General features: G+C 60.8%; 17 protein-coding genes. 10 read left to right on the top strand and 7 right to left on the bottom strand.

Translation table 11 applies throughout. The features are described 5' to 3' along the window. Positions 1-75 precede the first annotated feature (75 nt). Positions 76-951, top strand: coding sequence for an alpha/beta fold hydrolase (locus MRK42_RS10410; RefSeq protein WP_338612369.1), 876 nt, complete (start codon positions 76-78; stop codon positions 949-951). 57 nt (positions 952-1008) lie between these two features. Here MRK42_RS10410 and MRK42_RS10405 read toward each other — a convergent pair whose 3' ends face one another. Then, positions 1009-2982, bottom strand: a complete 1974-nt coding sequence (locus MRK42_RS10405) for an SDR family oxidoreductase (protein WP_338612368.1) — start codon at positions 2980-2982, stop codon at positions 1009-1011. Positions 2983-3230: 248 nt separating this feature from the next. Between MRK42_RS10405 and MRK42_RS10400 the strand changes: the two genes are divergently transcribed. The 4 genes from MRK42_RS10400 to MRK42_RS10385 all read left to right on the top strand — a co-directional run bounded on the left by MRK42_RS10400 (position 3231) and on the right by MRK42_RS10385 (position 6551). Next, positions 3231-3803: a phasin family protein gene (locus MRK42_RS10400; RefSeq protein WP_026457568.1), complete on the top strand. Its 573-nt coding sequence runs from the start codon at positions 3231-3233 to the stop codon at positions 3801-3803. 91 nt (positions 3804-3894) lie between these two features. After that, positions 3895-5082, top strand: a complete 1188-nt coding sequence (locus MRK42_RS10395; RefSeq protein WP_338612367.1) for a patatin-like phospholipase family protein — start codon at positions 3895-3897, stop codon at positions 5080-5082. A gap of 1 nt (position 5083) precedes the next feature. Next, complete coding sequence (locus tag MRK42_RS10390; RefSeq protein WP_338612366.1) at positions 5084-5725, top strand: TetR/AcrR family transcriptional regulator; 642 nt, start codon at positions 5084-5086, stop codon at positions 5723-5725. 25 nt (positions 5726-5750) lie between these two features. Next, a complete protein-coding gene (locus MRK42_RS10385) occupies positions 5751-6551 on the top strand; it encodes a hypothetical protein (protein WP_338612365.1) in 801 nt (266 codons plus the stop codon). Between the two features lie 82 nt (positions 6552-6633). Here the strand turns inward: MRK42_RS10385 and MRK42_RS10380 are convergent, their stop codons facing one another. Together MRK42_RS10380 and MRK42_RS10375 are read right to left on the bottom strand one after the other, a co-directional pair. After that, on the bottom strand, positions 6634-8061 hold the full coding sequence (locus tag MRK42_RS10380; protein ID WP_338612364.1) for a wax ester/triacylglycerol synthase family O-acyltransferase: 1428 nt from the start codon (positions 8059-8061) through the stop codon (positions 6634-6636). Positions 8062-8319: 258 nt separating this feature from the next. Continuing rightward, positions 8320-8697 carry a polyhydroxyalkanoic acid system family protein gene (locus MRK42_RS10375; protein ID WP_185378040.1) on the bottom strand — a complete coding sequence of 126 codons (378 nt, stop codon included), beginning with the start codon at positions 8695-8697 and terminating at the stop codon, positions 8320-8322. A 184-nt stretch (positions 8698-8881) separates the two neighbouring features. Between MRK42_RS10375 and MRK42_RS10370 the strand changes: the two genes are divergently transcribed. Then, positions 8882-9598 (top strand): hypothetical protein, encoded by a 717-nt coding sequence (locus MRK42_RS10370; protein WP_201939508.1) that lies wholly within the window; start codon positions 8882-8884, stop codon positions 9596-9598. Positions 9599-9721: 123 nt separating this feature from the next. Here MRK42_RS10370 and MRK42_RS10365 read toward each other — a convergent pair whose 3' ends face one another. From MRK42_RS10365 to prpB, 3 genes are read right to left on the bottom strand one after another with little or no spacing between them, the layout of a single operon-like run. Next, entirely contained in the window at positions 9722-11167 is a 1446-nt protein-coding gene (locus MRK42_RS10365; protein ID WP_338612363.1) for a bifunctional 2-methylcitrate dehydratase/aconitate hydratase, read from the bottom strand. A 10-nt stretch (positions 11168-11177) separates the two neighbouring features. Continuing rightward, a complete protein-coding gene (gene prpC / locus MRK42_RS10360; RefSeq protein ID WP_061477555.1) occupies positions 11178-12305 on the bottom strand; it encodes a 2-methylcitrate synthase in 1128 nt (375 codons plus the stop codon). Positions 12306-12317: 12 nt separating this feature from the next. Beyond that, on the bottom strand, positions 12318-13205 hold the full coding sequence (prpB, locus tag MRK42_RS10355) for a methylisocitrate lyase (RefSeq protein WP_338612470.1): 888 nt from the start codon (positions 13203-13205) through the stop codon (positions 12318-12320). A 147-nt stretch (positions 13206-13352) separates the two neighbouring features. Here prpB and MRK42_RS10350 point away from each other — a divergent pair, with 147 nt between their 5' ends. The 4 genes from MRK42_RS10350 (at position 13353) to rsmF (ending at position 18745) form a co-directional block, all read left to right on the top strand. After that, positions 13353-13979: a paraquat-inducible protein A gene (locus MRK42_RS10350; protein WP_042026236.1), complete on the top strand. Its 627-nt coding sequence runs from the start codon at positions 13353-13355 to the stop codon at positions 13977-13979. Further along, complete coding sequence (locus tag MRK42_RS10345; RefSeq protein ID WP_026458124.1) at positions 13963-14565, top strand: paraquat-inducible protein A; 603 nt, start codon at positions 13963-13965, stop codon at positions 14563-14565. The genes MRK42_RS10350 and MRK42_RS10345 overlap by 17 nt, the downstream gene beginning before the upstream one ends. 55 nt (positions 14566-14620) lie before the next feature. Then, positions 14621-17173: an MlaD family protein gene (locus tag MRK42_RS10340; protein ID WP_338612362.1), complete on the top strand. Its 2553-nt coding sequence runs from the start codon at positions 14621-14623 to the stop codon at positions 17171-17173. A gap of 141 nt (positions 17174-17314) precedes the next feature. Then, a complete protein-coding gene (gene rsmF, locus MRK42_RS10335; RefSeq protein ID WP_338612361.1) occupies positions 17315-18745 on the top strand; it encodes a 16S rRNA (cytosine(1407)-C(5))-methyltransferase RsmF in 1431 nt (476 codons plus the stop codon). A gap of 220 nt (positions 18746-18965) precedes the next feature. On the opposite strand, the gene MRK42_RS10330 is transcribed toward rsmF, so the two are convergent. Next, the gene (locus MRK42_RS10330; protein WP_338612360.1) at positions 18966-19226 is read right to left on the bottom strand and encodes a RepB family protein; all 261 of its coding nucleotides are present in this window, start codon (positions 19224-19226) and stop codon (positions 18966-18968) included. Positions 19227-19351: the final 125 nt, after the last annotated feature.

Below are 19351 nucleotides of genomic sequence, written 5' to 3'. Positions count from 1 at the left end.
GGAAGCAGCTATTGACGTCGTGAGATAGTAAAGTGTCATTTGGCTTCTAGGTCTGACTGGTCGGAGCATGGATTGATGACGATCGTACAACACCTGTTTATCCTGCTGATGGTGGAGGTGCTGCTGCTCGGAGGCATTGGCCGCCTGGTGATGGATCTCCCCTGGCTGTTGACCCTGCTGTGGGTGGCGCTGACCCTGCTGATGTTGCGCTGCCTGGTGGTGCTGGGCAGCTGGCTGTTCACCCGCTTTTACCCCTCCCCGGCTATCAGCCTCTGGGCCAGGGTCAAAATGATGGCCGGCGAGATGCTTGCCTACCTCTACACTTTCACCTGGCTGCTCCCCTTCGAGCCGCTGCTGATGGCCCCCGATCGGCTGCCACCCTGCCGGCGTCCCGTGTTGCTGGTGCATGGTTATGGTTGCAGCCGCGGGATCTGGCGCACCCAGCGAACCAGACTTGAGGCAGCTGGCCATGTGGTGGCGACCATCACCCTCTCTCCTCCCTTTGGGCATATCGACGAGATGGTGCCCCTGCTTGCCCGGCGGATCGACCATGTGCTGGCCCAAACCGGTGCCAGCCAGCTGCTGCTGATCGGTCACAGCATGGGGGGGCTGGTATGCCGTGACTATCTGGTGGTCGCCGGCGGTGACAAGGTGGCCGCGCTGATCACCCTGGCGACCCCTCATCAGGGCAGCCAGCTGGCGATGCTGGGGCTGGGCGCCAACGCCCGCGAGATGGAGCCGGGCTCCGGCTGGCTGCAACGCTTTGCCAGCGTGCCCCTGTGCGTGCCCGGGGTGTCGGTGCGCACCAGCCACGACAACGTGGTGATGCCCCAGGAGCGGCAACGGCTGGACGGGATGGAAGATATCGAACTGCCCGCTCTCGGCCACCTCTCTTTGCTTTACTCCCGTCGCACCACGGATCTGCTGCTCGGGCTCTTGAAACGCTTCTGAAAAAAAAAACGGGCCTGATCACTCAGGCCCGTTGTGTTTATGACTTCTTTCGTGTTGCTAGAAGTGGATTCCCTTGATCAGGGTCGAGACCGCGACCTGATCGGCGGTCGCCTTGGATTGATCGCCATCTTTGGGGTCGGCAAAGGTGCGAAAACTCGTGTTCATGATCACCTGGGCCACTCGCGGGGCCAGGGCATGGACCACCTGACCGAAGACCCCGAGGCGGGTTGCCAGCCGTACGTGCTTATTGATGATGGTGTCGCACACCAGATCGGCCGCCTCTTCCGGCGTCATCATGGGCACCTGGTCATACACCTTGGTCGGCGCCACCATGGGGGTCTTCACCAGCGGCATATTGATGATGGAGAAGTTCACCCCCTTGTCGGCAAACTCGGAGGCTGCGGTACGCACCCAGGCGTCGAGGGCCGATTTGGAGGCGACATAGGCCGAGAAGCGCGGCGCATTGGTCAGCACCCCGATGGAGGAGATGTTGATGATGTGCCCCTTCTTCTTCTCGATCATCCCTGGCAGTACCCCCATGATCACCTTGAGCGCCCCGAAGTAGTTGAGCTGCATGGTGCGTTCCAGATCGTGGAAGCGATCGAAGGAGTCCTCGATGGAGCGGCGGATGGAGCGACCGGCATTGTTGATGAGGATATCGACCCCGCCATGATCCGCGACGATTTGTTGGGTGATGGCTTCCCCCTGTGCCAGATCGGCCAAGTCTCCCTGATAGACCTGCAGTGACAGGCCGAGCTCGGAAAATTCGGCCCGGGTCTCGGCAATCTTCTGCTCATCGCGGGCGATGGTCACGACGATGGCCCCCGCCCCTGCCAGTTTGCGGGCCGTGGCCCGACCAATGCCGGAAGTGGCGCCGGTGACCAGCACCACCTTGCCCTCGACCCGGCCGCGCAGGGTGCGGTCGATGAAGAGCTCGGGATCGAGGTGGCGCTCCCAGTAGTCCCACAGACGCCAAGCGTAGCTGTGCAGCGGCGGTACTTCGATGCCGGCTCCTTTCAGTACGCGCTGGGTCTCCCGGCTGTCGAAGCGAGTCGGATAGTTGATGAGGCGGAACACATCCTTGGGCAGCCCCAGATCGGCGATGGCGGCATCGCGGATGCGGCGCACCGGCGTCATGGTCATCAGCATCGCCATCAGGTGGCGCGGGATAAAGCTGAACAGGGAGGCATTGATGCGGATAGCGGGTTCCGGGGCGTGGGCGGCGCGGGAGAAGGTGCTGAGCATGTCGCCGACCCGCATCGGGTTGGGATCCGTCAGGTGGAAGGTCTTGTTCTCCTCCCCCGCCTGATGAGAGATGTGGGCCATGGCATCGACCACGAAGTTGACCGGCACCACGTTGATGCGTCCCCCTTCCACCCCGATGGCGGGCATCCAGGGGGGGAGCAGGCGACGCAGCTTCTGGATGGTCTTGAAGAAGTAATAGGGGCCGTCAATCTTGTCCATCTCGCCGGTGTTGGCATCTCCTACCACGATCCCGGGCCGGTAGATGCGCCAGGGCACCATGCACTCCTTGCGCACGATCCCCTCGGCCTCGTGCTTGGTCTGGAAATAGGGCAGATCGAGCTGCTCGGCCTCCTCGAACATGTCTTCCCGAAACAGGCCGTCGAACAGGCCGGCCGCCGCGATGGAGCTGCAGTGATGGAACTGGCGGGCCGCCAGCTGGGCCGCCAGCTGCACCGCCTGACGGGTGCCGTCGACATTGACCTGTTGCTGGACGCCCGCCTTGGCGTTGAGATCATAGATGGCAGCCAGGTGAAAGAAGTGATCGATCCGATCGTGAAGCTCCCCTTGCAGCGCCTCCGTCACTCCCAGCAGCGGCAGCGTCATATCCCCCAATACCGGAGTAGCTCGCCCTTCATCCACCTGCCAGTAGTCGTAAAGCTCGGGTAATTTATCCTGATTGGCGGCGCGCATCAGAAAATAAACGTGATTGTCAGGGGATTGTGCCAGCAATTTCTTAATCAACCTGCGCCCGATAAAACCACTTCCGCCTGTGATGAAATAGTTCATGTTATGGTTCCGCTACTGATTTTACTGTTAGTTGATGTTAGGTATATCACGATTCATATGGGAATCTTCAATACAATTACCGGTTCGTGAGCCATCCCTAAATTCAGTTAATCGACTATTTCGTTATTAGGTAGAACCCTCTATTTTTTGTCCATAGACTGAAGATGAAAAATCAGTAATGCCTCAACCGGATTGCCGTTGTCGTTGTCGCCATTACATGTATCTGCCGTTATTCAAGGAGCAATATCATGGCTAAAAAACTTAAAGCGCTGGCCGGTTCGGTCACCGACAACCAACTCGCCTCCACCATCAAGGAGTCGACCCAGCAGATCTGGTTGGCAGGGCTCGGTGCCTATTCCAAAGCCCAGGAAGAGGGTGGCAAGATCTTTGACGCCCTGGTGCAGGAAGGGGAAGCTCTGCAGGCCAAGACCCGCCAGAGCGCCGATGAGAAGATCGCCGCCGTGGCCGACAAGACTGCCGGTACTTGGGGCCGTCTGGAGCAAGTATTCGAAGAGCGCGTCGCCCGTGCGGTGGCCAGCCTCGGGATCCCGACCCGCAAGGACATCGACAAGCTCTCCAAGCGCATGGCCGAGCTGACCGAGGTGGTGCAACAGCTGCTGGATGCCCAGGAGGGCGAGGCCCCTGCCGCCGAAGCCAAACCTGCCCCGGCCAAAAAGCCGGCTCCCCGCAAGGCTCCGGTAAAGAAAGCGCCGGTCGCCAAGGCCAAGGAGGCGGTCGCTGAAGAGGCTGCGGATCTGCTCTCCGCCGCCGAAGAGGCGGTAAAAGAGGTCAAGGCCAAGGCGGAAAGCGTCCTCCCCTGATCCCCTGATGGTGCACTGCTAATCGATACCGGCCCATGCCCTGCGCTGGGCCGGTATTGTCATGAAAAGTGTCATGGAGAGGGAGGCGACTATGAGTACGATCGCGATGGCCCTTGCCGGCGGGGGCCCGCTTGGTGGCATCTATGAAGTCGGTGCCTGTGCGGCGCTCTCCGACAGCATCCGTGGGCTGCGTCTCGAGCATGCGGATATCTATGTGGGGGTCAGCTCAGGCGCCGTGGTCGCTTCGGCCCTGGCCAACGGCATTTCGCCGGAGAAACTGGTGCGCATCCTGCTCAGTGACGATGCCGGCGAGATCTTCGACCCCGCCACCCTGCTGCGCCCTGCCTTTCGTGAATATGTCGCGCGCCTTGGCACCATACCGCCGCTGGCGTGGCAGAGCCTGACCCACTATCTGGCCGCCCCCTGGAAACACAGTCTGTTTGAATCCCTGCAGGGGCTCGCCAAGGCGATCCCGACCGGCCTGTTTGACAACCGTGGGGTGGATCGCATCCTGACCCAGTTCTTCTCCCGCCCCGGTCGCAGCAACGATTTTCGCGAGCTCAGTAGCCGCCTCTTTGTGGTGGCGACCGAGCTCGATACCGGTCACCCGGTGGCTTTCGGCAGCCCGGGGTACGACGATGTGCCCATTTCGGCCGCGGTACAGGCCTCGGCCGCCTTGCCCGGCCTCTTTCCCCCTTCGCTTATCAACGGTCGTCACTATGTGGACGGGGCGCTGATCAAGACGCTGCACGCCTCGGTGGCGCTACAGGAGGGGGCGGATCTGGTCCTCTGCATCAATCCGCTGGTGCCCTTCGATGCGGACATGGCGACCAGCGAGCCCACCAATCTGGTGGATAGTGGCCTGCCGGTGGTGCTGGCCCAGACGTTTCGCGCCATCATCCACTCGCGCATGCATGTGGGGATGGACCGTTACCAGCATCAGTACCCCGATGCCGACGTCCTGCTGTTTGAACCCTCCCCCGCCGATGGCGAGATGTTTTTTACCAATGTGTTCAGTTACCGGGATCGCCGCCGTCTGTGCGAGCACGCCTATCAGCACACCCGCCGGGATCTCTGGGCGCGGCGCGAGACCTTGGCCCCTGTGCTGGCCCGGCACGGCCTTGAGCTCAATTTGGCGGCGCTGGCGGATGAACAGCGCACCCTGCTCACCCCCAGCACGGATGCGGTGGCGGCTCTCGACCGCTCGCTCGAGCAACTGCAGCACTGGCTCACCCGCCGCTATGGCCAGGGGGCGCGGCGCCCCGTGTCGAAGGAGTAGCATGGAGCGCAAACCCAAGCGGCGTACCCGTGAGCGGATCCTGACCACCGCCCTTGCCTGCTTCAACCAGCAGGGTGAGAGTGCCGTCACCACCACCGCCATCGCGGCCGAGGTGGAGATAAGCCAGGGCAACCTCTACTACCACTTCCATAACAAGGAGGAGATAGTCAACGCCCTGTTCGGCGAATTCGAGCAGGAGATGACCCGTCTGCTCGATGCGGTCAGCGCCCCCTCCGACGAGCCGGAGGATATCTGGCTCTTCCTGCACCTGATGTTCGAGATCATCTGGAAATACCGCTTTTTCTACTACGACATCTCGGCTCTGATGAACAGCTATCACCGGGTCGAGCGGCACTTTTCCGCCCTGCTGCGGCGCAAGGAGCAGACCGCCGCGGCCATTTGTCACCATCTGCAAACGGTGGGGCTGATGTCGGGCACCTTGCAGCAGATGCAGTCGCTCGCCGCCAATATCGCGCTGGTGGGGACATTCTGGATTTCCTATCAACGGGCCCTGCACCCTGGCGAGGACGCCGATATCGCCCGCGGTGTGTTTCAGGTGATGCAGCTGGTGGCCCCCTATCTGCGCGAGGATGCCCGTGTTCATCTGGACGCCCTCGCCCACCACTACACCTGCAAGGTGTGAACCACATGCAACAGGGAGAACATGCATGACAACCTCACAGTCCCAACTCTCCGATTTTATCCCTTTCCCCTTTCCAGGCGGGGTCTATGAGTACCCGGGCGACGAGCTGGCCGAGCAATGGGCCAGGCTGCATCAGGGGGATGCCGAACCCTGGCCCGAAGATCCCAAGGTGCAGGATGCCTGGCGCGCCTACCACGCCGGAGATTTTGCCCGGGCGGTGGCCCTTGGCAACGACGCCGGGGAGGCAGGGATCAATGTGGTGAACAAGGCGCTGGTGATCCACGCCAGTTACCTGCTGGAGGACAAGTACGCCAAGCGGGCCGCCTTTGAACTCGCCGCCAGCAACGCCGAGAAGCTGCAAAAGCGGCAGCCTGACAATGCCAACGCCTGGTATTTTCACGCCCTGGCGCTGGGGCGTTACAGCCAGGTGATCTCCATTTCCAAGGCCCTTTCCCAGGGGATCGGCGACAAGATAAAGAGCAGCCTGGAGAAGGCCCTCTCGCTCGCCCCCGAGCACGCTGAGGCGCATATCGCCTTCGGGGCCTGGCATGCGGAGATCGTCGACAAGCTCGGTGCCATGATAGGCGGCCTCACCTACGGGGCGAAAAAGGAGGAGTCAGAGCGCCACTTCCAGGCGGCGCTGGCCCTTATTCCGGACTCCGCCATCGCCCGTATGGAGTACGCCAATGCTCAGGTGATGCTCTATGGCAAGAGCCGTTTGAAGGCGGCCGAGGCCCTCTATGCCGAAGCGGCCAGCTGCGAGCCGGCCGATGCCATGGAGCGCCTCGATGTGGAAGCGGCTCGTGAGGAACTGGAAGAGGAGTAACGATTCCGTTTAGCGCAAACAAGGAGGCCAACCGTCGGGTTAGCCTCTGTTTTTTTAAGCAAAGGGCATGCGGGGTGGCGGCTCAGCTCAGCAGCGCATCCAGCCCATTCGGGTCAAACAACAGCTCGGGATCCATCAACACCAGCAGCAACAGTTGCTCGAATTCCACCGCGAAGCGTTCCACTACGCTGTCGGGATCCGGCACTCTCAGCTTGTCGGTGATAAGGCCGAGCTGCACCTTGTTGTCGTAGGAGAGGATCGATACCCCGACCCCGATATCGCCGGCCTGGGGTACCCAGAATAGCGGCTGGCGCAGACGGGCCCCCGCCAGATAGAGGGTCTGCTGGGGGCCCGGCACATTGGTGATGACGGCGCTGGCCTTGGCCGAGAGCAGATCGACTGCCTGTTGTTGCACCGTCTTCGGGGCCATGCCCAGCACCTCCAGCAAATTGAGCACCACCACGGGTTGTAGCGAGCTGCGCAGAGCCTGCATGCGATCGCGCACCGTGAAGAGCCGCTGCAGCGGGTGCTCGATATCAAGGGGCAGATCCAGGGCCACCAGCCCGAAGCGGTTGCCAAGGGTGCCATCATCGTCGGGCGCTCGCATATTGACCGGCACCAGGGCGCGGATCTCAATCTTGTCAGCATTCTCCCCGTGGGCCTGCAGGTAGTGGCGAAACGCGCCGGCGGTGGCCGCGATAAGCAGATCATTGACCGAGCAGCCGAGCACCTTGCCCACCGCCTTGATGTCCGGCAAGGGGATCTGCTGCGACCAGGCCACCCGTTTGGTGCTGCCGGTCTTGCCCTTGAGGCGGGAGGGGGAATCGTCTGCCAGGGTGGCGATGTTGCACAGCTCGCCCGCCACGTCACGGCCGGTCTTGAGATAATCCACCGCCCTGGTCGGGTGAGTGAGTACCTCGACGTATTTGGACCAGAGGGTGCCGGTGAGCTTGAGCCCTGCCCGCACCAGGCGGCTGCCTTGATGCGACTCCTCCTCTTCCTCGTCATCCTCATCTATGCGGGGTTCGGACAAGGGAATGGCGGCTGGTTTGGGGGTGTTGTCCATCATGGTGAGCATGGCCTTAACCAGGGAAAAACCGTCCCCCATGGCGTGATGGATGCGCACCACCAGCGCCTGACCGCCAAGCGAGGTGTCGGTCAGGTGCATGTCCCACAGGGGACGCTGCGGGTTGAGGGGGGTGGAGGCAAGATCGGCCACCAGCTTTTCGAGCTCCAGCTTGCCCGCCTCGCCCGGCAGGATCACCCGTTTGAGATGCTGATCGAGATCGAAGTCGGGGTCGTGGCGCCAGTAGTAGCTCCCCCCTTCCAGCACGGCACGCTGGCGGAAGCGTGGTTGCAGGGAAATGGTGTGACGAAGACCTTGTCTCAGGCGCGCTTCGTCGAGCTGTCCGTCAAACATCAATACCCCGATGATCTGCATCAGGTTGTTGGGTCTGTCCATGCGCAGCCAGGCGGTATCGACGCAGGAGATAAATTCACTCAATGGCATCTTTGTTTCCCTACAAAATGCATTTTCGAGCTCATCAGTCATGCCGCAAGGCATATTGGCATGGGGTATGTGCACGGTGAAATGACAATAAAAAGAGACGGCTTTCAATTAAACAAAACAAAAAGAGTTGTGTGGTATTCAAGCAGCCAGAGGCAGATTATTTATTCCCCGGTTAAATAATCGGCGCGTTTCAAAAATAGATATTCAAACAAGGCGTCTTGCAAAAATTTATTATCCGCGAGGCGCCTTTAATGAGTTTTAAACAGATTTCGGGCAAGGGAGCCGATGTTTCACATAATCGAGGATCTCCTGCTCCAGCACGCTGCGTACCGGCAACAGCATCAATCCCAGATGCACTTCAAGATGCAGGGAGTCTTCGTCGAGAGTGAGCAGCCCCTGTACCCCGGAGCCGCGAAAGCGCAGTTCCGTCTCCTCCTCGTTCGCCCATTCGCAGTCAAGCTGGTAGCTCTCCCCCATATCCTGGGCGATGGCTTCGGCGGCCAGTCGCGCTGCCGCCAGGCCCAGTTCATGCCGGCGGCTGACCTGAATGGTGGAAAGTGGGTTGCTGCCGCTGCGCGAGTCATAGAGGAACATGGCGAATACCTGCTGGGAAATGTTTATTGATATTAAACACATGTTCACGACAAGTGAAAGAGGTGTGCCGATAAATGGGACTCACTTAACAGAGTCGGTGGTCTGCTACTGGGCACCCGGGCTTGCCATTTATTCCCGGCCGCCGGCGCGTTACACTTTCTCTGACGCTATGGCAAAGCCACTGATCTTTCGACCCTTTGTATATCCCCAGGCCAGAGAGCACGACATGACCCATCAGGATGACGCGAGTATCCAGGAGCGGCTCTATAGCCAGCTCAACCGGGTTGCCTCCCTGCGCGAGCAGATCCGCACCCACCCGCAAGACAGGGCGGACCGGGACAGGCTGCGCCAGTGGCAGGCCGACCGGCTGGGGCGCACCCATCAGGATCTGCTGCAAAGCGATCGTTATGGCCCGGCCGCCGAATTCTTCCTGACCGATCTCTATGGCCCCGGGGATTGTGCCCGCCGGGATGCGGACGTGATGCGGGTGATGCCGACCGCCGAGCGTTTCTTGCCCGAGTCCGGCCTCAAGGTGCTGGCCCAGGCGATCGAGCTTGATGCCCTCTCGGAGGAGCTCGACTATCTGATGGTAGTGGCGCTGCGCCGCATCGATGGCATCGACCCCATCAGCGCGACCCATTACGCCATCGCCTATCGCGCCGTGGGAGAAAGGGCGCGGCGGGAGCAGCAGATAGCGCTGGTGGGCGAACTGGGCGCGACTCTGGACAGATTGGCCCGAAAGCCCCTGCTCGGTACTACCCTCAAACTTGTCTCCGGGCCTGCCCATCTGGCGGGGCTTGGCGAGCTCTTCTCCTTCGTCGAGCGCGGCTATCGGGTCTGCCACCAGATGGGGCGGGCCGATGAGTTTCTGGCCACCATTGCCAACCGCGAGACGGCGATCATGGACGCCCTGTTTGCCGGGGATGCTGACGTGCTGACCTAAACGGAGGGATTGGCTGGCAGTCAGAGCATTGCGCTTCTTTTCCGATAGCCAGGACAAGAAAAAGCGGGCCAGATGGGCCCGCTGTCGTAGTTGGGTTTTTTAGATGGCCAGTATGGCGGCGGATCAGATCACCAGCAGATCCATGAAGGTGTGGACCGGGGTGTTGGCCAGCTGTTTACCATCCTGGCAGAGGGCGAGGATCTCCCCTACCCGCTTGGACGGAAAACGGGTCGCCAGATTGTGGCGGAATTTCTCCACCAACAGCGGGATCCCCTCCTCACGGCGGCGGCGGTGACCGACCGGATACTCCACCTCCACCTTGGCGGTGTGGGTACCATCCTTGAAGAATACCTGGATGGCGTTGGCAATGGAGCGCTTGTCCGCTTCAAGATATTCGCGGCTATAACGTTTGTCCTCCTGTACCACCATCTTGTCTCTCAACGCATCGATGCGGGGATCGGCGGCGATATCGTCCTCGTAATCCTCGGCGATGAGGCGACCGAAGATGAGGGGTACCGCCACCATGTACTGCAGGCAGTGATCCCGATCCGCCGGGTTGTTGAGGGCGCCCACCTTGCTGATGATGCGAATGGCCGACTCATGGGTGGTGAGCTCGATGCGGTCGATCTCATCCAGCCGCCCCTTCACCTCACCATGGAGCTTCATGGCGCACTCTACCGCAGTCTGGGCATGGAACTCGGCGGGGTAAGAGATCTTGAACAGCACGTTCTCCATCACATAGCTGCCATACCCCTGATGGAGCGCGAACTGGTTGCCCTTGAACAGCACGTCGTAGAAGCCCCACTTGGGGGCGCTCAGCACGCCGGGATACCCCATCTCGCCGCTCATGGTGATGAGGGCCAGGCGCACCGCGCGGGACGTCGCATCCCCCGCTGCCCAGCTCTTGCGCGAACCGGCGTTCGGCGCGTGGCGATAGGTGCGCAGGCTCTGGCCATCGACCCAGGCCTGGGAGACGGCATCGATCACCTGATCGCGCGTCCCCCCCAGCATGTGGGTCACCACGGCGGTGCTGGCTACCTTGACCAGCACCACGTGATCCAAGCCCACCCGGTTGAAGGAGTTCTCAAGCGCCAGCACACCTTGGATTTCATGGGCCTTCACCATGGCCACCAGCACATCGGCCATGGTCAGCGGCGCCTTGCCCTCGGCCACGCGAGTACGGGAGAGCCAGTCGGCGGTGGCCAGGATCCCCCCCAGATTGTCAGAGGGGTGTCCCCACTCGGCAGCGAGCCAGGTGTCGTTGTAGTCGAGCCAGCGAATGATGGCGCCGATATCCCAGGCCGCCTTGACCGGATCGAGGCAAAGCTGGGTGCCGGGCACCCGGGCACCAAAGGGGACGACAGTACCGGGCACGATGGGGCCCAGGTGCTTGGTACACTCGGGAAAGCGCAGGGCCAGCAGGCCACAGCCCAGGGTATCCATCAGGCAGTGGCGGGCGGTGTCGAGGGCCGCCTGGCTGGTAATGGGGTGGCTGCAGACGTAATCGGCAATATCGACCAGTACCTGGTCAGGATCGGGTCTGTGGTTGACGTCGACGTTGGCGGACATCGTGATTTCCTTATCGTTGTTGTAGAGAGACAAAATGACGGGGGGCCGGACCGACGTAGTCGGCGCTCGGGCGGATGATCCGGTTGTGCTCACGCTGCTCCATCACATGGGCGCACCAGCCGGTGACCCGCGAACAGACGAAGATGGGGGTGAACAGCTTGGTCGGGATCCCCATGTAGTGATAGGCGCTGGCATGGAAGAAGTCGGCGTTGGGAAAGAGCTCTTTTTCTTCCCACATCACCTTCTCCGCCTCGCAGGAGACGCGGTAGAGACGATCATCGCCGAAGGCTTGGGCCAGTTGCTCCGCCCACCCCTTGATGATGACGTTGCGCGGATCCGAGGTGCGATAGACCGCGTGGCCAAAGCCCATGATCTTCTCCTTGGCTGCAAGTTTGGCCAGCAGTTCGCGTCTGGCCTGGGCCTCGTCCTGCCAATCCTCGATCATTGCCATGGCCGCCTCGTTGGCGCCACCGTGCAGGGGCCCACGCAGGGTGCCGATGGCGGCGGTGATGCAGGAGAACATGTCGGAGAGGGTCGAGGCGCAGACCCGGGCCGCGAAAGTAGAAGCGTTGAATTCGTGCTCGGCATAGAGGATGAGGGAGACGTGCATGACGCGCCGCTCCAGCTCGCTCGGGGCTTTCTGGTGCAACAGCGCCAGGAAGTGGCCGCCGATGCACTCCTCGTCGGTATCCAGTGGGATGCGCACGCCTTCGTGGCTGAACTTGTACCAGTAGATGAGAATGCCCGGGAAGGCCGCCAGCAGGCGATCGGCCACCTCGTGTTCATGCTCGAAGCCATCTTCCGGCTCCAGATCTCCCAGCATGGAGCAACCGGTGCGCAGCACGTCCATGGGATGGGCATCGGCGGGAATACGCTCAAGCACCTCCAGCAGCGCGGCCGGCAGGGTGCGAAGGCGGCGCAGTTCGCGTTTGTATTCCTGCAGTTGCTGCTTGCTCGGCAGTTCGCCCTTGAGCAGCAGGTAGGCGACCTCCTCGAACTGGGCGTTGTCGGCCAGCTCCTTGATGTCGTAACCGCGATAGGTGAGCCCGGTGCCGCTCTTGCCCACGGTACAGATGCTGGTCTCCCCCGCACTCTGTCCGCGCAGGCCGGCGCCACCCAACGGTTTTTGCTGTCCCATTGCCTCTTCCTCCTAGTCCCTGGATGTGAACAGACGATCCAGTGTCTGTTCGTAATGGTGATAACCGAGGAAGTCGTAGAGCGACTCCCGGGTCTGCATGGTCTCCACGACGGCGCGTTGATGGCCATCCTGGCGAATGTGTTGATAGACGTTGAGAGCCGCCTGATTGGCGGCGCGATTGGCACTCAAGGGGTAGAGCACCATGTCGACCCCGTGGGTGGCGAGCTGCGCTTTATCAAACAGCTCGGTTTTGCCGAATTCGGTCATGTTGGCCAGGATCGGTACCCCGGCCGCCTGCTTGAAGAGATCGTACTGGCCAAGCTCTGTCACCGCCTCGGCGAAGATCATGTCGGCCCCGGCGGCCACGTAGGCGGCGGCGCGCTCCAGCGCCGAGCCAATCCCCTCCACTGCCAGTGCATCGGTGCGCGCCATGATGACGAAGTGTTGATCCTCGCGGGCATCCACCGCCGCCTTGATGCGATCGCACATCTCCTCCAGCGAGACCACCGCCTTGTTGGGTCTGTGACCACAGCGCTTCTGGGCGACCTGATCTTCCATATGGACGGCAGCCACCCCTGCCCGCTCGAAGGCCCGCACCGTGCGGGCGATGTTGAAGGCGCCGCCCCAGCCGGTGTCGATGTCCACCAGCAGTGGAACTCGGGTCGCCGCCGTGATCCTTTCAGCATCGGTCAAGACGTCGTTCAGGCTGGTCATGCCAAGATCCGGCAGGCCGTAGGAGGCATTGGCCACCCCGGCACCGGAGAGATAGAGGGCCTGAAAACCGCTACGCTCGGCCATCAGCGCCATGTAGGCATTGATGGTTCCGACGATCTGCAGGGGGCGTTCATTGGCGAGGGCAGTGCGAAAACGCAGGCCCGCCGAGGGGGGCAAACTGGACATCATGACTCCTTTCATCTGTCTGGTTAACTCATCTAATATCACGTTTACGTTAACGTCAATCATACTTTCGTGGCAGACCCGCGCCAGGCAAGACAGATGACGGCTTTTAAGGTAAATTTCACCAATTCCTTCAACAGGTTGAATCGTATGATGGAGCCCGGTTCCGTGATCGTTTGCCCGGCGTGTGACTTGCTCATTCAGCGCAAGGCACTGCCGCTGCGTCGCCATGCCCACTGCCCGCGCTGTCACCAGCATCTCTACGGCCGTTACGCCTTTCGCCCCTCGCAACTGATGGCGCTCACCATCACGGGTTTCATGCTGCTTCCCTCCGCTTTTTTTGAACCCCTGCTCTACCTGCGCCTCGCAGGCGTCAATTCGGACGCCAACCTGCTGCGGGGGATCATGGTGCTGTTTGAAGAGGGAGAGCTCTGGGTCGCCAGTCTGGTGCTCTGGTGCGCCGTGCTGGCGCCGGTGGGGTTGCTTGGGGGGATCTTTGCTCTCGCCTCCGGGCTCGCCAAGCGCTGGCATCTCCTGGCGCCGACCTTGAAGGCAGTGGAGGTGTTTCGCCATTGGGCCATGCTGGAGGTCTACATCGTCAGCCTCCTGGTGGCCCTGTTCAAACTGGTCGATATCGCCGATGTGCGCCTCGGCGGCGGTTTGCTGAGCCTTGGCATCCTGATGCTGCTCAACATGACCCTGCTTATCCTGTTTGATCCCGCCCCCTACTGGGAACGTATTCCTCTCAAGGAGCCGCAACGTGACCAGCGCCCGTGAACTGGGACTGTGCCGCTGCCACACCTGCGGCCTGCTGGTGCGCTATCAGGTCGGTAGCGTTTGCCCACGTTGCGCCAGCAAATTGCAGGTGCGGATACCCCGTTCCCTGGCCTGGTCATGGGGCTTTCTGGCGCTCGCCACCTTCATGTTGCTGCCCGCCAACCTCTTACCCATCACCCATTTTTACAACAAGGGGTTGCTGCAGTCCGACACCATCTTCAGCGGCATTATGGCCCTCTATCGCAGCAAGATGGGGGGCATTGCCACCATAGTGCTGACCGCCAGTATCCTGGTGCCGGTGGGCAAGATCCTGGGGCTGGGCTGGATCTGCTGGCAGTTGCAACGCAGCAAGCCGGTGCGTCGCAAGCGGCAGCTGTTGATGTACCGGGTGATCGATTTCATCGGCCGCTGGTCGATGCTGGATCTGTTCGTCATCTCCCTGATGGTCGCTCTGGTGGATCGCGGCGTCATGCTTAGCGTACGAGCCGGCCCCGGTGCCACGGCCTTTGCCGGGGTGGTGGTACTGACCATGATGTCGGCCCGCATGCTCGATACCCGCTTGCTGTGGGACAAAGCGGCCCGTTGAATCATTCTCTGTGTTTAGTCGATGCGCTGTCGAAGGCAGCCAATAAGGAGTCACTATGATCGGGGCTGAACCCGTCATTGAAAAGCGTCGCTGGTTATCGCCGGTCTGGTTGTTACCCCTCATTGCCCTGCTGCTGGCAGGCGGCTTTCTCTATCAGCAGATAGCGAGCCGGGGCCAGCTTATCCAGATCAACTTTGCCCAGGGCAACGGCATCCTGCCCGGCAAGACCCAGATCCGCTATCAGGGGGTTGCCGTCGGCGTGGTGCAGGAGCTGGAGCTGGCCGAAGATGGTCGCAAGATTGCAGTCATGGCCAAGATAGAGAGCAGCGCCCGCTCGCTAATCCGCAAGGGCTCCGATTTCTGGCTGGTGAGCCCGAAGGCGTCCCTTACCGAGATCTCGGGCCTCGATACCCTGGTCTCCGGCAACTACATCAACTTGCAACCGGGGCGTGAGAGCAACCCGTTTGAAGATACCTTCGATGCTCTGGAAGGCCCTCCCCCGGGGTATCAGGCGCAGGGACGCATGCTGCACCTGACCGCGGATTCGCTCGGCTCGGTAGGCATTGGCTCCAAGCTCTATTTTCGTGGTATTGAGGTGGGCAGCGTCATCAACACCCGCCTCGGCCAGGACAACCAGAATGTGCTGCTGGATCTGGTGATCGAGCCCCGTTTTGAGCACCTCATCAAGGCCGATACCCGCTTTTGGAACATCAGCGGCATCAAGGGCTCCTTCAGCCTGGCCGGCGTCAACGTCGAGGCTGGCAGCCTGACTTCCATCCTGAGCGGCGGTATCGCTTTTGATTCACCCAAAACCTCACCTGAGGCTGAAGCGGGACAAATCTTCACCCTCTTCAAGGGACTGAATGAAGCAGCCCGGGGGACACGCATCGCCATCAATGCGGGGGACCTGCCAGTCAAGGAGGGAATGCCCATTCTCTTCGAAGGAATCGAGATTGGCCGCATCGACCCGATTGTCCTGACCGACAAGGGGCGGGACGTGACGGCGCTGATCAACCCGGAGCAGGCCTGGCGGATCACCGACAAGAGCCAGCTGGTCTGGGAGAGTGCGGCGCTCTCTCCCACCGGGGTCAAGCATGCGGATCGCCTGCTGGCGGGCCCGGCGATTCGTCTGGACTATGTAGCGGGCAACCAGGTCGAGCAGATGACGCTCACCGACCGAGCCCCCCAGACGGGGACCCGTGTCACCCTGCAGGCCGACGATCTGGCCGGGCTCAATCAGGATGCACCTATCTGGTACAAAGGGTTGCAGGTGGGCCACATCAACCAGCTCATCCTCGACAAGCAAGGCAATGCCAGCGTCGAGCTGATGATCCAGCCCGAGTACCAGCACCTGCTGGCTCGCGCCCGCTTCTACCGGGCGGCGCCGTTGCAGATCGATGCTGACTTGAGTGGCATCAAGGTCGAAACCAGTCCGGCCAGTGCCTGGCTCGGTGGCGGCATCAAGCTGGTGAAGGCTGCCAGTGGCGAGCGGATCAACCGCCTCTATCCCAGCCAGGAGCTGGCGCTGCTCGGCAGCCAGGATGCCAAGCCGCAGCGCTGGTTGCTCAAGGCCGCCCAGGCAGATGGCATCGGCATCGGCACGCCCGTGCACTATCTGGGGCTGGAAGCAGGCAAGGTCACACAGTTGCGGGCCATCGACGAAGGAGTCGAAATAGCACTCGAGATCGACGGTGTCTATGCGCCCCTGCTGGCGAAGCAGCCGCAATTTTGGAAAAAGGCAGCGGTCGATGCCAGGGTTGGGGTCGATGGCGTCAAGGTGAAGGTCGGCAATCTCGCGACCCTGCTGCGCGGTGCCATCGAGTTTGATCTGCTGGGCACAGGTCGCAGCAGCCATCAGTTGTTTGACAGCAAGGAGCAGGCCACCGCCAGGGTGCGGCCACTCACCCTGGTTGCCGAGAGCAATCCTGGCCTTGGGGTGGGCAGCCCGATCCGCTATCGCGGTGTCGAGATCGGCAAGATTGAACAGATCGAACTGGAACCTGCGCTGGGTCAGGTGATCTTCAAGGCGCAGCTGGATGGTCAGTATGCCGAACGCTTCCTGCAATCCGGGGCTCGTTTCACTCTGGTACAGGCCAAGCTGGGTCTGGGTGGGGTGAATCATCTCGATACTCTGATCAAGGGCGCCTTCGTGGAGGCCTTGCCCGGCAAAGGGGCAGGTAAAGAACGTTTCCCGCTGAGTCAGACTGATCCCGTGGGGCTGGCCTTGACCCTCAAAAGCCCGTCAGTCAATGGCTTGAGCGTCGGCAGTCCCCTGCTGTTTCGCAAGATGGTGGTCGGTAGCGTGACCAAGGTCGCTCTGGCCCGTGATGGCAGCGAGGTGCTGATCGATGTGAACGTCAATAAGGAGTATGCCCATTTAGTACGAGCCCACTCCCGCTTCTGGAACGTCTCCGGCGTCAAGGCTGACATCGGTCTGACCGGCGGCACCATAGAGGTGGAAACGGTGCAGAGCCTGCTGGCCGGTGGCATTGCCTTCAACACCCCGGAGCGGGACATGGGGCCGACCGTCAAGGCAGGCCACCGCTATCCGCTCTATGCCAAGGCGGAAAAAGAGTGGCTTGAGTGGAGCCCCCGGATCCAACCCTGATCGCCTCCTCTTTTTAACCACAAACCTGACCACAAGCCCGGCTCTGCGCCGGGCTTGTTATTTTTCCCGGCACCAGCGTTCAGGATCTCACTGGGCATGTGGTAAAATGCGCCCCTTTTTCAGGTCTGACGAGACGGCGCCGTGCACGACAATACCTACCTTCCCGATCATTTTTTACGTCATATCGCGGCCATCATGCCGGCTCACCTCGCCATGGAGGAGTTCGTAGCCAGCTGTCGGCGGCCACTGCGGCGCAGTATCCGGGTCAATACCCTGAAGATCTCCGTGTCTGACTTTGTGGCCAAAATGGCCCCCCTTGGCTGGCAACTCGATGCAGTGCCCTGGTGTGACACAGGTTTCTGGCTGACCCGGGCCGATGAAACCGTTCCTCTTGGCAACACGGCGGAACATCTGAGCGGTCTCTTCTATATCCAGGAAGCGAGTTCCATGCTGCCGGTGACGGCGCTCTTTGCCAGTGACAAGATCAAAACCGACGGCATGCTGCTCGATGCCGCCGCCGCTCCAGGCTCCAAGACCACCCAGATCGCTGCGCTGATGAACAACCAGGGGATGCTGGTTGCCAATGAGTACTCCAGCAGTCGGCTCAAAGTATTGAGTGCCAACATCCAGCGCTGCGGCGTCACCAATGTGGGCATGACCCATTTCGATGCCAAGGTATTTGGCCAATGGTTGCCGGAGACCTTCGACGCCATTTTGCTCGATGCCCCCTGCTCCGGCGAAGGGACGGTGCGCAAAGACGAGGATGCTCTGCGCAACTGGAGCCTGGAGAGCATTGAGGAGATCGCGGCGGTGCAAGCCGGCTTGCTGGAGAGCGCCTTCCATGCCCTCAAGCCCGGTGGTGTACTGGTTTACTCCACCTGCACATTGAGCCAGCAGGAGAACCAGGCCATCTGCCAATCCCTGCTGGACAAGTTTGGCGATGCCTTGAGCTTTGACTCGCTGGCTAGCCTCTTCCCCGGGGCCGAGCAGGCATGCACAGCGGAAGGATACCTGCACGTTTGGCCCCAAATCTTCGATAGTGAAGGTTTTTTCGTCGCCAGATTGCGCAAGCACCACTCAGTGCCCAACACCATGTTCAAGCCGGGCAAACTCGGCAAATTCCCCTTCTCGCCGCTGCCGGCCAAGGAGGTGGATCCCATGGCACGCGACATCGCAGCCACGTTTGGTGTGGCGCTGCAGGGACAGTTATTTGGCCGCAATGACGAGATATGGTGCTTCCCCGCGCTGTTCGAACAGGTTCAGGGCAAGCTGCGCTTCGATCGCATTGGCTTCAAATTGGCAGAGACCTTCAAAAAAGGCTATCGCCTCACCCACGAATGGGCCCTGGCCCATGGTGACCTGGCAACTCGGGGATTTGTCGAGCTCGACAGTACCAATGCACGGGAGTTCATGATGGGACGGGATGTCTGGCCCGAGCAGGAGGCTGGCGCCGGCGAGGTGATCGTCCGTTACCAGGGACATACCCTGGGGATGGGGAAATGGGTCGGCAGCCGGGTCAAGAATGCCCTGCCCCGCGAGCTGGTGCGAGATACCAATCTGTTTGCCGAATGACCACTGGTTAAAAGTGTTGGGCTCCGCCTCTGTTCGAGTCTGGAAAACCCACACTTCGGTTGAACTTTTCGTCGGATCTTGAAAAGCCGGGTTCATTGTCTAAGCTTAAGGCAATCCGAACACCAGTTAGCGCACGGCTCTGCAAGGAGCCAATTCCCCTATGCCAGGTACAAGGAATTGGTACCTGGCTTTTTTTATATCTGATGTTTCCCCTTCCCAGCTACTCGACAGGTTCGGGCAAGGTTTCCTCGACCGGGGATGGCGATGACAAGATCTCATGCTGATAAAGCAGATCGATCGCCTGCTCTATCAGGGAAGCCTGACTGTCTTCAAGATGAATGCCCAATTCATGCAAACGTGCGGCGTGGCGATTGCTGATCCAACACTGCAGCCGGGTATGGCTTTCCTGTTTGCGCTTCACATGTTGGCGCTGGCGCTCTGCATTATCGAGGGCCGAATTCTCTTTCGTTTCCTGGCTCATAAGTACTGCAAATTTTAATTACCAACCTTGTTATCTCTCACCTTCAATGCCGACAAGGTATGGACAAGAGAAACTCCCCGCTCCCCCGCTCGAAATGGGGGCCTTGTATAAGCGCGATAAATATA

Source organism: Aeromonas sp. 19NY04SH05-1, from assembly GCF_040581895.1.
Classification (GTDB): Bacteria; Pseudomonadota; Gammaproteobacteria; order Enterobacterales; family Aeromonadaceae; genus Aeromonas; species Aeromonas enteropelogenes.
This window is presented reverse-complemented; position numbering and strand designations above follow the sequence as displayed.

What these genes read in the sequence shown, in the direction of transcription:
- MRK42_RS10410 (WP_338612369.1), top strand. Translation starts at nt 76, where the DNA reads ATGACGATCGTACAACACCTGTTTATCCTGCTGATGGTGGAGGTGCTG.
- MRK42_RS10405 (WP_338612368.1), bottom strand. Translation starts at nt 2,982, where the DNA reads ATGAACTATTTCATCACAGGCGGAAGTGGTTTTATCGGGCGCAGGTTG.
- MRK42_RS10400 (WP_026457568.1), top strand. Translation starts at nt 3,231, where the DNA reads ATGGCTAAAAAACTTAAAGCGCTGGCCGGTTCGGTCACCGACAACCAA.
- MRK42_RS10395 (WP_338612367.1), top strand. Translation starts at nt 3,895, where the DNA reads ATGAGTACGATCGCGATGGCCCTTGCCGGCGGGGGCCCGCTTGGTGGC.
- MRK42_RS10390 (WP_338612366.1), top strand. Translation starts at nt 5,084, where the DNA reads ATGGAGCGCAAACCCAAGCGGCGTACCCGTGAGCGGATCCTGACCACC.
- MRK42_RS10385 (WP_338612365.1), top strand. Translation starts at nt 5,751, where the DNA reads ATGACAACCTCACAGTCCCAACTCTCCGATTTTATCCCTTTCCCCTTT.
- MRK42_RS10380 (WP_338612364.1), bottom strand. Translation starts at nt 8,061, where the DNA reads ATGCCATTGAGTGAATTTATCTCCTGCGTCGATACCGCCTGGCTGCGC.
- MRK42_RS10375 (WP_185378040.1), bottom strand. Translation starts at nt 8,697, where the DNA reads ATGTGTTTAATATCAATAAACATTTCCCAGCAGGTATTCGCCATGTTC.
- MRK42_RS10370 (WP_201939508.1), top strand. Translation starts at nt 8,882, where the DNA reads ATGACCCATCAGGATGACGCGAGTATCCAGGAGCGGCTCTATAGCCAG.
- MRK42_RS10365 (WP_338612363.1), bottom strand. Translation starts at nt 11,167, where the DNA reads ATGTCCGCCAACGTCGACGTCAACCACAGACCCGATCCTGACCAGGTA.
- prpC (WP_061477555.1), bottom strand. Translation starts at nt 12,305, where the DNA reads ATGGGACAGCAAAAACCGTTGGGTGGCGCCGGCCTGCGCGGACAGAGT.
- prpB (WP_338612470.1), bottom strand. Translation starts at nt 13,205, where the DNA reads ATGTCCAGTTTGCCCCCCTCGGCGGGCCTGCGTTTTCGCACTGCCCTC.
- MRK42_RS10350 (WP_042026236.1), top strand. Translation starts at nt 13,353, where the DNA reads ATGATGGAGCCCGGTTCCGTGATCGTTTGCCCGGCGTGTGACTTGCTC.
- MRK42_RS10340 (WP_338612362.1), top strand. Translation starts at nt 14,621, where the DNA reads ATGATCGGGGCTGAACCCGTCATTGAAAAGCGTCGCTGGTTATCGCCG.
- MRK42_RS10330 (WP_338612360.1), bottom strand. Translation starts at nt 19,226, where the DNA reads ATGAGCCAGGAAACGAAAGAGAATTCGGCCCTCGATAATGCAGAGCGC.